At 43.9% G+C, this 12,974-nt stretch carries 11 protein-coding genes; 4 read left to right on the top strand and 7 right to left on the bottom strand.

Annotated features, from left to right (window positions below):
• Positions 1 to 183: 183 nt before the first annotated feature.
• Positions 184 to 1,194 (bottom strand): zinc-dependent alcohol dehydrogenase family protein, encoded by a 1,011-nt coding sequence (locus tag AC1DUD_RS18230; protein WP_477376912.1) that lies wholly within the window; start codon positions 1,192 to 1,194, stop codon positions 184 to 186.
• Positions 1,195 to 1,289: 95 nt separating this feature from the next.
• Between AC1DUD_RS18230 and AC1DUD_RS18225 the strand changes: the two genes are divergently transcribed.
• The 4 genes from AC1DUD_RS18225 to AC1DUD_RS18210 all read left to right on the top strand — a co-directional run bounded on the left by AC1DUD_RS18225 (position 1,290) and on the right by AC1DUD_RS18210 (position 5,890).
• Positions 1,290 to 2,135 (top strand): AraC family transcriptional regulator, encoded by an 846-nt coding sequence (locus tag AC1DUD_RS18225; RefSeq protein WP_477376910.1) that lies wholly within the window; start codon positions 1,290 to 1,292, stop codon positions 2,133 to 2,135.
• A 208-nt stretch (positions 2,136 to 2,343) separates the two neighbouring features.
• Positions 2,344 to 3,792, top strand: coding sequence for a circularly permuted type 2 ATP-grasp protein (locus AC1DUD_RS18220; RefSeq protein WP_477376908.1), 1,449 nt, complete (start codon positions 2,344 to 2,346; stop codon positions 3,790 to 3,792).
• Positions 3,793 to 3,891: 99 nt separating this feature from the next.
• The gene (locus AC1DUD_RS18215; RefSeq protein ID WP_121232236.1) at positions 3,892 to 4,827 is read left to right on the top strand and encodes an alpha-E domain-containing protein; all 936 of its coding nucleotides are present in this window, start codon (positions 3,892 to 3,894) and stop codon (positions 4,825 to 4,827) included.
• A 100-nt stretch (positions 4,828 to 4,927) separates the two neighbouring features.
• Complete coding sequence (locus AC1DUD_RS18210; protein ID WP_477376905.1) at positions 4,928 to 5,890, top strand: transglutaminase family protein; 963 nt, start codon at positions 4,928 to 4,930, stop codon at positions 5,888 to 5,890.
• A 108-nt stretch (positions 5,891 to 5,998) separates the two neighbouring features.
• On the opposite strand, the gene AC1DUD_RS18205 is transcribed toward AC1DUD_RS18210, so the two are convergent.
• From AC1DUD_RS18205 to AC1DUD_RS18180, 6 genes are all read right to left on the bottom strand, one after another.
• Positions 5,999 to 7,201, bottom strand: a complete 1,203-nt coding sequence (locus AC1DUD_RS18205; RefSeq protein WP_477376903.1) for a glycosyltransferase family 4 protein — start codon at positions 7,199 to 7,201, stop codon at positions 5,999 to 6,001.
• Between the two features lie 57 nt (positions 7,202 to 7,258).
• Complete coding sequence (locus AC1DUD_RS18200; protein WP_477376901.1) at positions 7,259 to 7,855, bottom strand: ribonuclease HII; 597 nt, start codon at positions 7,853 to 7,855, stop codon at positions 7,259 to 7,261.
• A 222-nt stretch (positions 7,856 to 8,077) separates the two neighbouring features.
• Positions 8,078 to 9,316 (bottom strand): PP2C family protein-serine/threonine phosphatase, encoded by a 1,239-nt coding sequence (locus tag AC1DUD_RS18195; RefSeq protein WP_121232228.1) that lies wholly within the window; start codon positions 9,314 to 9,316, stop codon positions 8,078 to 8,080.
• A gap of 40 nt (positions 9,317 to 9,356) precedes the next feature.
• Positions 9,357 to 10,565: an ABC transporter permease gene (locus AC1DUD_RS18190; RefSeq protein WP_477376898.1), complete on the bottom strand. Its 1,209-nt coding sequence runs from the start codon at positions 10,563 to 10,565 to the stop codon at positions 9,357 to 9,359.
• A gap of 289 nt (positions 10,566 to 10,854) precedes the next feature.
• Complete coding sequence (locus tag AC1DUD_RS18185) at positions 10,855 to 11,985, bottom strand: glycosyltransferase (RefSeq protein WP_477376896.1); 1,131 nt, start codon at positions 11,983 to 11,985, stop codon at positions 10,855 to 10,857.
• Complete coding sequence (locus AC1DUD_RS18180; RefSeq protein WP_477376894.1) at positions 11,969 to 12,943, bottom strand: hypothetical protein; 975 nt, start codon at positions 12,941 to 12,943, stop codon at positions 11,969 to 11,971. The genes AC1DUD_RS18185 and AC1DUD_RS18180 overlap by 17 nt, the downstream gene beginning before the upstream one ends.
• Positions 12,944 to 12,974: the final 31 nt, after the last annotated feature.

Below are 12,974 nucleotides of genomic sequence, written 5' to 3'. Positions count from 1 at the left end.
ATAAAAAAATGTCCTTTCGATTGAGTAGAGAGGGGACAGGCGCCGGGGCGAAAAAGAAATCTTGTACGCCTTGAAAAGCCGCAATGCATTTTTTAGGGAGCATGGCGTAGAAGATTCCTCCTCACCCTTGCACACAGGCCTCACACTGTTCGTCGAAATGACATAATGGTTTGTTAGCGTTATTTACTCTGCTACGTCAATCACCAACTTGCCACTTGCTTTGCCGTTTTCCAATATATCATGAGCTTCATTGGCGGTAGGCAGTGTAAAAGAACGTTCATCAACCAGCGGAATCAGTTTACCTGCCTCAGCAAGCCGGGTTGCTTCCTGCATAATTTCACCGTGGTGTTTACGCCCTTTCCCGGTAAGCATCGGCATCAAAGTGAACACCCCTGAATAGGTAGCGCCACGGAACGATAATGGTGCCAGTTTATGTTCGCCCCAGCCAAGGCAGCTTACCACATGGCCGGTATAATACTTCGCAGCCACAAATGAAGCATCTAACGTAGCACCACCCAAAGTATCGTAAACAATATCGAACCCCTCATCATTGGTATATTTATTTACATATTCTTCGACGGTTGTGGCCCGGTAGTCAATAAATGTGGCGCCGATACTTTCAATATATTGTTGCTGTGCCGCACTACCGGTAGCATAAACATCTGCCCCGAAAGCTTTAGCTATCTGAACCGCCAAATGACCAACGCCGCCTGCACCACCATGTACCAATACCTTTTGCCCTTCGTGTACGTTTGCCCTATCCACAAGGCCCTCCCAGGCGGTTATAAAATTAAGCGGCATTGAAGCAGATTGATGCATGCTTAAACTGGCGGGTTTAACCGTGAGCAGGTCGGCATCAAAAGCAGCATATTGCGCGTAAGTGCCCTGTAAACCCCCTATACCACCGGCAAGGCCATACACTTCGTCGCCAGTCCGGAAGCGGGTGACACCAGCACCTACAGCTTCAACAATGCCGGCAAAATCCATCCCTAAAATAGCCGGTAATGGTTGCCTTGCATGCCCTCCTTTACCTGTACGGATCTTGTTATCCAATACACTTACACCGCTGGCTATAATGCGCACCAGCACCTGCCCTTCTGCAGCAACAGGACGTTCAACTTCGGTAAGTGTAAAAGGGGCATTTGCTTCGGGTGCTATTAGCGCCTGCATGGTCGGTTTATTTTGATTTTCCATTTTAGTAATTCTGTCGTTTGATTATAGTACAAAATTATACAACACACCCCCCGTCAGCCTTGTACAAATCCTCGTAATAATTGTACATTTACACTATGGTTAAAGATAATTTATACCAGCCCTTTGAGATCGTTTTACGCGAACCGCTCAATGCCTGCCCCCGCAGCGAACATTCACACAGCTTCTTCGAGTTTATTTATATTGTTAGTGGTACCGGTAAACAATGCATTAACAAAAGCAAGTTCGCCTATAAGCCCGGACACCTGTTTCTGCTTACGCCCGATGACTCTCATTATTTTGAGATAGCAACATCAACGCAGTTCCTGTTCATCCGCTTTAATATGGCTTATATTAAGAATTATAAGCTGCCCGGCGATGCCGTTAAGCACCTTGAATTTATCCTGAAAAATGCTTCCCGGGCGCCCGGCTGTGTATTAAAAAGCCATGAAGACAGCGCCGTTGTAAAACCCATTATGCAAGCCATTATCAGCGAACAGCAAAAGAATGGCCTTTATAGCAAAGAGCTTTTGCAGCAATATATCAACACGGTTATTGTAATTGTTGCCCGCAATGTGGCTATGAGTATGCCTGACGAAGTAGATGAAAATACAGAGGAAAAAGCGCTTGATATTTTGCAGTACGTCCAGGTCAATATCTATTTCCCCGAAAAGCTTAGGGCTGAGGCTATAGCCGATAAGATGGGGATTTCAGAAACCTATGTCGGCCGCTATTTTAAAAAACACACCAATGAAACCCTACAGCAATATATCATTAATTATAAACTTAAGCTTATCGAAAACCGTCTGCTGCATAGTAACATGCGCATGGTTGAAATTGCAAATGAGCTTGGGTTTAATGACGAAAGCCACCTGAACCGTATTTTTAAAAAGTACAGGAGTATAAACCCATCGGAATTTAGAAAAGCGGCTAATACAATTTAGGGCGAATACTCGCAGAACCGGCCTTATCATTTGTACTTTCAAATCAGCAAATCACAATTTTTTGTTATATAAATCAATGCAAATTGAAAATTTGATTAAAAAATCTTCAATAATTTCAAAATAATTTGCTTTTTTATCAAAAACACTTCATAAATTACAATTCATAAAGATAACTGATTATCAATTTTTAATTTATTGTGATTTTTTTATGGAAGAATCAGCTTATTTTAACCAATATAGCCCAATTGATAATGTTTGGGATGAAATGTATGGCTTAGACGCGAATGTCCGGGAACATTACCGCAAAGTTATTGACTACATTTCAAAAGAATCGGCCGACGACCTGAACAAGAAGGAGGAGCTTGCCAAGCGCCTTTTTATGAGCCAGGGCATTACCTTTACCGTTTATAACAGCGGCGAGGGTATTGAAAAGATCTTTCCTTTTGATATCATCCCCCGTATTATAACGGCCGATGAATGGGCTTTTGTTGAGCGGGGCATTAAGCAGCGCCTTAATGCACTCAATCTTTTCCTGAAAGATATTTACCACAATCAGTTTATAATAAAGGATGGCATAGTGCCTATTGATATCATTTATTCGTGCCCGCATTTTCTGCGCGAAATGTATCAGCTCCAGGTGCCCTATGATATCTATGTACACATTTCGGGTATCGACCTCATTCGCGATGAGGACGGCACTTTTTACGTGCTTGAGGATAACCTGCGTACCCCATCGGGTGTAAGCTATATGCTCGAGAACAGGGAAATCACCAAACGATTATTCCCCGATCTGCTGCCGCAATGCAGCGTACGCAGCGTTACCGAATACCCATCCATATTATATAAAAACCTGCTGGCGCTTTCCCCGCGGCAGATCCATAACCCAACTATCGTTTTACTTACGCCGGGCATTTACAACTCGGCCTATTTTGAACATACCACGCTGGCCCGCTTAATGGGGGTTGAGCTGGTAGAAGGGCGCGACCTTGTAGTAAATAACCATAAGGTATATATGAAAACCACTACCGGCCTGCAACAGGTTGACGTGATCTACCGCCGGGTTGACGATGAGTTTCTTGATCCGCTGGTATTTAACCCGGCAAGTATGTTGGGCGTGGCAGGCCTTATGGGAGCCTATCGCAAAGGCAATGTAGCCATAGTAAATGCCACAGGTACCGGCGTTGCCGACGATAAGGCGGTTTATACCTATGTGCCCGATATGATCCGCTATTACCTGAATGAGGAACCGATCCTAAAAAATGTACCCACACACCAGTTAGGCAACCGCGACGAGCGCGAAATGGTATTTAAAAACCTCAATAAAATGGTGGTTAAAAAAACCAATGGCAGCGGCGGGTATGGTATGCTGATGGGCCACGCGGCAAGCGAACAGGAAATAGATGAATATAAAAAGGAAATACTGAAAGATCCACGTAACTTCATAGCACAGCCAACTATCAGTCTTTCGGCGGCACCGTGCTATATGCAGGGCGAATTAAAACCACGCCGGGTTGATTTCAGGCCTTACGCGCTTTACGGCCCCGATGGTATTGAAATAGTACCCGGTGGCTTAACCCGCGTGGCTTTAAAAGAAGGCTCGCTGGTGGTAAACAGCTCACAGGGTGGCGGCAGTAAGGATACTTGGGTTTTGGCCTGAGGTTAAAGGTAAAAGGCTTTTCAAGTAAAACAAAAATAAACAAGGATGGGGTTTAAGTAAATCCGAAATTGAACATCCGACTTCCGAAATACAGATCATATGTTAAGCAGGGTTGCAGCAAGTTTTTATTGGTTAAGCCGTTACATTGAGCGCAGCGATGGTATGCTGCGGATGTTAAAAATTAATTATGCCTCGTCGCAGGATACGGTGCAGGAATTTACCTGGGAGCCCGTGATGAGGATCTTTGCCGGATTGAACGCCGGCGAAGCCGAAAAACTGGACAATGACAGCCGGTCGGTTTTAAAGTATATGGTTACCGGGAAAAACAATCCTAATTCCATACTTAATATTATTACCCTGGCACGGGAAAATGCCCGTGGCGTACAGGAACACATTACCAAGGACCTTTGGCAATGCCTTAACGAATATTACCACACGGTAAAAGATCCGCGCCTGGAACGTGCCCTGCACCGGGAAGACCCTATAGGAGTGCTGGATGTTTTAATAAAACAGGTAATGCTTTATTACGGCACGGTGGAGATCACCATGGAGCGTGGCGAAGGCCGTGCATTTATGAACATTGGCAAATATCTGGAGCGGGCTATCCAGTCGGTTGATATTTTGGATACCAAGTTCAGCTCAATCAGTGATAACCCCGACTTGCTTACGGATACTACCTATTGGAAACACCTGTTGCTTTCGTTAGGCGGTTACGAGCTGTATTTAAAAACCTATCGTGAGGGCTTTGAGGCCGAAAATGTTTTGGAGCAGGTTGTGCTGAACAACGACTTCCCGCGTTCGGTTATCTATTCGGTTAACAATATTCAGCGCTATTTCGATAGATTGAAAAACGACAGCAATGCCGATGATTACCGGGAAATGTCGTTCCAGATAGGCAGGCTGCAAAGCCGTATAAAATACAGTTCGGTAAAAAGCATTAAGCAGGAGGGCCTGCACCTGTTTCTCACCCAGATCAGGAGTGAGCTATACGGCGTGGGTAATTCACTAAACCAGCATTATTTTGCTAATTCATAAATATGATTTGAAAATGTGTTGATTTGAAGATTTGAAAATGCAGATTTACTTTTTTTATTTTCAAATCTTCAAATTGTTCAATTAACTAATTAAAGAAGAGATGCCTGAATTTAAGATCCAACATATTACCAAATATACCTATGAGGGGCCTGTACGTGACAGCGCCAACCAAATCATCCTGTTTCCGATAAAAGATGAATACCAGGAAGTGATAAAACAGGAGTTGAACATAACCGGAAACCCCGTAGTTGACACCCATATTGATTATTATGGCAACGAGGTTGGCAGTTTCACCTACAGTAATCAGCACAATATGCTGATCATTAACTCAAAGCTGGTTGTTACTACCCGCCAGCGCCCCCTGCCGGTAAATGATATTTTTCCGGAGCAGCAATGGGAAGATCTTAAGCGGCTTCAGTATATGGTGCCCTATATTGATTTTTTAAAGCAGGAATATTTTGAAGGCCTTCCCGAGTTGCAGGAGGTAGTTGAACAGGAGCGACATAAAGATGAAACCCCATTCCAGGTGGCGCTCCGTTTTTGTGGCTGGGTATACAAAAACTTCGAGTACATAAAAGGTGTAACCACAGTGGAAACCACGCTCGACGAAGTATGGAAGCTTAAAGCGGGCGTTTGCCAGGATTTTGCCCACATATTGATGGTAATGCTCCGCCAGCTTAAAATACCATCGCGCTATGTAAGTGGCTACATCTGCACCCACAGCAGCGCTATGCGCGGTGAAGGGGCTACCCATGCCTGGGCCGAGGTTTATATACCCGATTACGGCTGGCTTGGCATCGACCCTACAAACAACTGTATAGCCAATGAAACCCATGTGCGCCTGGCCGTAGGCCGCAATTTTTCAGATTGCTCACCGGTTAAAGGTGTTTATAAAGGCGCATACGGCCACAAGCTTGAAGTATCTGTAATTGTAGATGATGCTGATACTATAGTTTTTGAGGATAAAACCCACGAAACACCGGCTATGCATGCAGTAACAGAGTTTTCTAAAAACAGCTACCAGCGCTATATGGAGATCATTCAACAGCAGCAGCAGCAGTAGGGGAGTTGGCAGTTGGCAGAAAGAATAGAAAAACATGTCATTTACGCCGTTGTTGACCGCGAAGCATCACAGCTTTGCTAAACTCAGGCAATCGTTAAATCATGCCAATCAAGGTTCAACGCTCTGATAAAAAGTAACCAGCCTGGGCGCTACTACATGTACATCGTGCTGCTCTTCAATTAAACGGCGGGCGTTGAGGCCAATGTTACGGCAAAACTCTTCGTCGGTAATGCAACGCTCAATGGCATCATAAAACTCCTGCCGGTTATTGGCGATAAGAATATTAGTGCCATTGGTAAAGTTTATTCCTTCGGCCCCTAATGAGGTGGAGATGATACATTTTTCCATAGCCATGCCTTCTACTATCTTAACCCGCATACCTCCGCTTGAAAGCAACGGCACCACCATAATAGCCTTACTGTTTACAAACTCAAAAGCATCGTCAACCTCACCCTGGATAAATATCTTTCCCATCGCCTCATAATCATCAAAGCTATCGGGGATATTATGCCCGGCAACGTAAAATTTCACGCGAAGGTCGCCCTCGGTAAGGTCTTTATAAAAGCTCTCAATAAACCACTCAATACCCTCCCTGTTGGGCATCCAATCCAATGAGCCCAGGAAAAACAAGCTTGGGAACTCTGTTTTATTATAGTCGGGCTTATAATCGGGCAGGGAGATCCCTACCGGGAAAATATCAACCGGAATGGTAACACCGTATGATAACAGCGTTTTTTTATCCTCATTGGTAAATACCGCTATGGCATCAAATTTATTGAGCTGCTGCAGTTCGTAATCCTTCACCCTACGGGCCAGCAAATGCAGGTACCATTTCTTAAACAGGTCGCTTTTTTGCTGTGCCAGCCTCATCCATACCTGATGTTCAATATTGTGCGACCGATAAATCAATCTCGCTTTTGTATGCTTACGGATAGCAGCGTGATAAGGTGTTACAAACAGCCCTTCAAACTGAATAACATCATAAGTGGTTTGGCGCAATTCGCGCAACAGGAGCTTTTCAAACTCGGCATCGTAATAGCGGTCAACATCGTTTGCTTTTTTGTTGAACAGGCTGGTTATGGCATCCAGTACGGATACATTGATGTTGATATCGTAGGATGTGTACTGAATTTTCTGCAGTAGTTCATCTTCGGTAGTTTGCACGCTACCATGATATTTTTTGCCGTTCAAAGCCACCAGCGCAACTTCGTGCCCAAGCGCGATCAACCCTTTAATGGTATTGCAAACCACAATGGCGTAACCGCCATTTTGCGGAAATGGTACACGATGTGTTAAAATTAGGATCTTCAAACGGTGGAATTGGTTTTTAACAAAAATACCATCCTGAACGTGGTATTCAAAACTTCATTAAAAAATACTTAACTGCGGGTCGCTTACTCTGAAGGTACGGCGGTGATAGGGCGTAAAACCAAACTTCATTACCGTTTCGCGATGTTTGATAGTTGGATACCCTTTATTGCTATGCCAGTCATACTCTGGGTGTTCGGCTGCTAATTGCATCATATAATCATCACGGTAGGTTTTAGCCAGTATGGATGCTGCAGCTATACTGAAATATTTCCCGTCGCCCTTGATAATACATTCGTGCGGAATGCTCCGGTATTTTTTAAAGCGATTACCGTCGATGATTAAAAACTGGGGCTCAAGATGTAGTTTTTCGATGGCCCGATGCATAGCCAGGAATGATGCATTGAGGATGTTGATCTCATCTATCTCCAGGTTATCAACAGACGCTACTGCATAAGCCAAGGCTTTTTCTTCTATCTCGGCACGAAGCTGGTATCTTATCTCTTCGGTAACCTGCTTGGAGTCGTTTAGGAGGTGATGGTTAAAGTTGGGAGGCAAAATAACCGCGGCGGCAAAAACCGGCCCGGCAAGGCACCCGCGCCCTGCTTCGTCGCATCCTGCTTCCAAAAATTCATACTGGTACCTGGCTGATAGCATCCGACAAATATAATAAGTGTTGTAAACGTGTTAGTGAAGCAATTAGTATGATGAGTTTTTCAACAATGAGATTTACGAATTTTTAAAGGCCGATTAAAATAATTTTCAGCCCTTTTTGGGTAGAGACACATCACATGCGTCTCCCTTAGCACAAGCTCTTATAGCGCAACCTATCGTGATTTGCACCCGGCAGACGCATGTGATGCGTCTCTACATCTAAAATTAAAAAATCTTTAGCGTAAGCAGGGTAATATCATCAATTGGCTTGCTCTTATGTACATTGTTCAGGTAATCCATCAAAGCCTGGTTAAAATTATCGGGTGAGAGCTCGCCATGTGCCAGCACAAAATCAAGTAATTTATCCTCGTTCCATATTTTGGAGCTTGGCGACTCAAAATCCATGAGCCCATCCGTATAGTTAAAAATCAGGCTGCCGGGCTCAACATCAACTTCGCCCTCGTTTAAAAAAGGCAGATCTTCAAAAACACCGATCATCGTGGTTCCCAACTTAAGCGGAATAGCACCACCTTCCGAATAAAGTATGGTTGGGTTGTGCCCCGCGTTAATATAGTTAAGCCGCCGTTTTTTTTGATTATAACGCGCAAGAAACAAGGTGATAAACCGCTCGCCCTTGGTGTTGCTTAATACAATTTTATTTAATCTGTCAACAATGCTGGTCAAATCACCATCAACCGCTGCCCAGGCATGCAAACTGGCCTGAAAGTTGGCCATCAGCAATGCTGCAGAAATCCCCTTGCCCGATACATCAGCAATACACCATAGAAACTCATGTTCATTAAGGCGGATAAAATCAAAATAATCGCCGCCGATGTTTTGATGCGGAAGATATTTTGCGCCGATCTCCACACTATCGTCTTTATGCTCCCGCATAGGGATCAGCATATTCTGCACCTCTACAGCAAGTTCCATTTCGCGCTGAAAACGCTCGGACTGCAGGCGCTCGCGGAAAAGTTTTTTATTCTCCAAAGCCACAATGATCACGTTCATCAGCGTTTGGATGAAATTGAGATCATTGTTAAGCATCTCGCCCGAGGTATTAAAGTCGCCGATAAGGGCGTAGGCAAGCGCTTTGCTTTTGTGATATACCGGGATAAAGTAATTGTATTTTTTGAGGACTGGGTCGCGGTGCCCGGCTATGGCCGTAGGGGCTTTAACCTTACTTAGTTTTTTGCAGGCACGGGCCAGCACCACCGACGATTCAATATCACCGCCGTATTTGGCTATACAAGCAAACTTAGTATCCTTCTCAATCAAAAAACGCAGTTTGCCCACCTGCAAATAATTTTGCAGAATAACTTCCAGCATTTGAATGAGGATAGGAGTAGCGGTGTTTTTATTTATCGCCCGCGTAATTTCCAATAAAGAATTTAATTCCGACTGCCGTTTGAGCAAAAGCCTGATCAATTCGTCTTCGCCGGAACCGTCGTCTATATTCAGCATATTGATATAAGTCCGCTGACTAAAATAGAAGAAATAATTTTTAAATACGAGTACTTTGTGATTTAATATCAAAGGCATCGCGCAGACCAACCGTAACCAGGTTAAAAGCATACACCAGCAGCATAATTGCCATGCCCGGAATTACAGCTAAAAATGCCGAATCCATAACAATATAACCATAGTGTTCTTTGATCATGCCTCCCCAGGTTGGGGTAGGAGGCTGTGCGCCAAACCCCAAAAAGCTAAGCCCTGCTTCTAAAAGTATGGCTGATGCAAAATTTGATGATGCCAATACCAGTATGGGGCCGGTTATATTGGGTAAAATATGTTTGGCTATAATACGCTTGTTACTAAAACCCAAAGCCCTTGCAGCTTCAATATATTCTACTTGCTTAAGGCCCATTACCTGGCCACGTACCAGGCGGGCAACCTCAACCCACATGGATAGGCCAACGGCTATAAATATTTGCCACAACCCTTTACCTAACGCAAATGATATCGCTATTACCAGTAACAATGCAGGCAGCGCCCATAAAATATTCATCAGCCAGCTTAACGATGCATCTACCCAACCGCCAAAATAACCGGCTATCGCGCCCACGGTTACACCAAGTAGCATGCTGATAATAACCGACATCAGGCCTACCGCGAGCGAGATGCGGGTTCCCAGCAGCAGGCGGCTCAGCATATCCCGGCCATAACCATCGGTACCAAGCCAAAAAGTCTTAACACCGATATTTTCTTTCCTGATCCTGTTTTCAAAATTCTTATAAACAGCCTCTGTGGCTGCAATAACAGTCGCTTGTCCGTTATCGTTAAGAGTAACCTTCCCATTTTTATAAACAGGCTTTTGCCCGGTCGTCACCTCAAAAATATTGAATGCCTTTTTTTCGGGTTTATCTTCATCGCCAATGTAACCATTAACATAAATGGAATCTTTAACAAAATGATAGCCGGTTATAGGGATTTCTTTATAAAACGATGGCTGCCCGTACAGCATTCTGGCAAATACATTTACGGTATCAACAGGTTCCGTTTTCCGGAGCTTCAGCATCATGTAAGTTGATCCCGGTTTTTTTATGCTGAGCTGTATGATCATATTATTGGCCAGGGCAGTATCATCGGGCATGATAAGATAGCCCAGTATGGCAACAAGCAAGGTAAGCAGGATAAATGCCAGCCCGCCTACAGCAATTTTATTGCGCTTAAAAACAAGCCAGGTGCGTTTTGCTGGTGTAATTTCGGCCAATGTGTTAACAGTTCATGTGCATTGGCTAAATATCGCTTAAATAGGTACAATTAACAATAATGGCTGTTTTCTTTACAAACGCATTATGAAGCCGAGAGCACTTTGGGGAGCTAAAAGCAGAACGCCGAAAGCCAAAAGCACTTTGGGGAGCTAAAAGCAAAATGCTTAAAGCTATTTTAGGAGCTTAAGGCTCAAAGCACATAACCTTTTACAAGTCCGGAGCAGATTTCCTATACCGACGTTTGGTAGCTGTATGCTTTCAGCCTTCGGCTTTTAGCTTAATTATAGCTTACTTAACCATCCTGCCCTTCCAGGCGTACTTTTTGTTTTTTCCCAAAAAGCCGATGAGAACGAAATAAAGGATATTAAGCGGCAGAACAAAGCTTACATACAATAACAGTTCGCGCCGTTTTAGGAAGTTCATGATCGGTGTCATGTATAACAGGTCTATCGCATATTTAATGCCGATGGTAAGCAAAAACAATTTCAGGAAATAGATATCGAAAAGCCCCAATATTGCTGTAAGCAACAGCATAAAATTGCACAGCCAGATACTGAGCGCAAAGGCCACCATCTTTTTATTTTTGTACTTGGTTGATTTTGATGCCCAGCGGCGCCTTTGCTGCATAAACTCTTTCAAATTAGGCTTTGCATGGGTATATACAATTGCCTCGCGCCGTTTCAAGAAGCCTATCCTGCCAGGATAACGCTCTCCAACCTTGTGCAATAAAAGTTCATCATCGCCCGAAGCCAGCTCATCGATACCGGCAAAACCGCCAACTTCATAAAATACATCTTTACGATAAGCAAAATTTGCCCCGTTACAGGTGGCCGCAAAACCATGCCCTAAAAATGAACCGCCCATACCAATGAGCGATGAAAAATCGAGCGTTTGCATGCGCTCAAATACCGATTGCTCCTGGAAATATGTTACCGGCGACGAGATCATCACCAGGTCATTCTGCTCATAGAAACCGACAATAGTACGCAGCCATTGATCACCCATGCGGCAGTCGGCATCTGTTGCCACCATCAGCTCACCTGTTGAAAGCTTAATAGCTTCGGCAATTGCCTTCTTCTTGTAGGAGTTAAATGTTTCACCAAGACTAAGTTTCAATAGTTTTACTCCTTGGGGTGCATAGCTGCTGATGATGGCAGCGGTATTATCCGTTGAATGATCATCAACAATAATTATCTCCAGCAGGTGTTTAGGATAATCCTGGGCTAAAATATCTTCAATAGTAAGGTGGATCTTTTCTTCCTCATTACGGGCTGCAATAAGCACAGTCACTTTAGTGTTGACCGAATCGGCAACAACGGGGGGCATCGTTACCTTTGCCCAGCCAATCCGCAGATAAATGAGCAACAGCGCATAAAGCCCGATGGAAAATAACGAAATAATACTAATCAGCGCGGTCAAAGAATTTGAGTTTTAAAACGAACAACGATCCTAAAATAGCAGGAATAAATAAATTAATAAGCCATATTGACGATACGCCGGCTATTACGGCAATATTTTGATCTGTTACGTACACAAACAGGTGCGAAGCAGTAAAACCGCGTACGCCGATATCAAAAAGATCAAGCGATGGGATAGCAGACGATACCAGGAAAAACAACGTCAGCATCATCATCATAGCCCCAATATTCATGCCCGGTACCAGCATCTGAAACACCAGGAAATACTGAAACGAAAAGGTAAGGTAACGGGCTATACTAAAGCCCATGATCTTGATAAGCTCATGAGTATGATACCGCCCCATTACTTCAAAAAAGCGGTGATATTTTTTGATGAAGGGAACCCTGTCAAGCAAAGCAACAGCCCAGTTTATATTAAAATAAAATACCAGCTGCATAGCTACGATGATTGCGCAAACAGCCGTTACGCTCCAGGCCAGCGCCAAATTAGTATGGATGTAATTGGCAACAAACCACACCATGGCTATTACCCCCAAAACATTGGTAACCGAGCCCTGGCTAAATGAACCTACGCCCATAGCAAAAATACCGGGAACACGTTTGCGGGGAGGTAAAAACATAACACGACCTCCGTATTCGCCCAGCCTGTTAGGTGTGGTTACCGCCCAGGTAAGCCCGCAAAAAACAGCTTCAACAGCTTCCCACAAACTAATATTGATCAATGTTTTGGTTACATAGCGCCACTTAAGCGCTTCCAGGAACCAGTTCAAAAACATTAATAAAACAACCAGCCCCATCACAATAACAACATGGGTGGTACTTATTTGCGATGCGAAATGCTCAAACTGCTTTAGGTCGTTATTCTTTTTATTGAACTGCCGGTAAATAAACCACCCTGCAACAATTAATATACCGGCCTTAAGAAGATACGAAACAACCTTTTTTGCAGAACGTGTCAAGTAGATAAATTTTATGCAATGTTACAAAAAA

It is taken from the genome of Mucilaginibacter sp. P4_A11, assembly GCF_056402535.1.
This window is presented reverse-complemented; position numbering and strand designations above follow the sequence as displayed.

Bases quoted from the DNA above. Each gene is read 5' to 3' on its own strand.
- AC1DUD_RS18220 (WP_477376908.1), top strand. From the start codon at position 2,344: ATGGAAGAATCAGCTTATTTTAACCAATATAGCCCAATTGATAATGTT.
- AC1DUD_RS18215 (WP_121232236.1), top strand. From the start codon at position 3,892: ATGTTAAGCAGGGTTGCAGCAAGTTTTTATTGGTTAAGCCGTTACATT.
- AC1DUD_RS18195 (WP_121232228.1), bottom strand. From the start codon at position 9,316: ATGCTGAATATAGACGACGGTTCCGGCGAAGACGAATTGATCAGGCTT.
- AC1DUD_RS18230 (WP_477376912.1), bottom strand. From the start codon at position 1,194: ATGGAAAATCAAAATAAACCGACCATGCAGGCGCTAATAGCACCCGAA.
- AC1DUD_RS18200 (WP_477376901.1), bottom strand. From the start codon at position 7,855: ATGCTATCAGCCAGGTACCAGTATGAATTTTTGGAAGCAGGATGCGAC.
- AC1DUD_RS18225 (WP_477376910.1), top strand. From the start codon at position 1,290: ATGGTTAAAGATAATTTATACCAGCCCTTTGAGATCGTTTTACGCGAA.
- AC1DUD_RS18210 (WP_477376905.1), top strand. From the start codon at position 4,928: ATGCCTGAATTTAAGATCCAACATATTACCAAATATACCTATGAGGGG.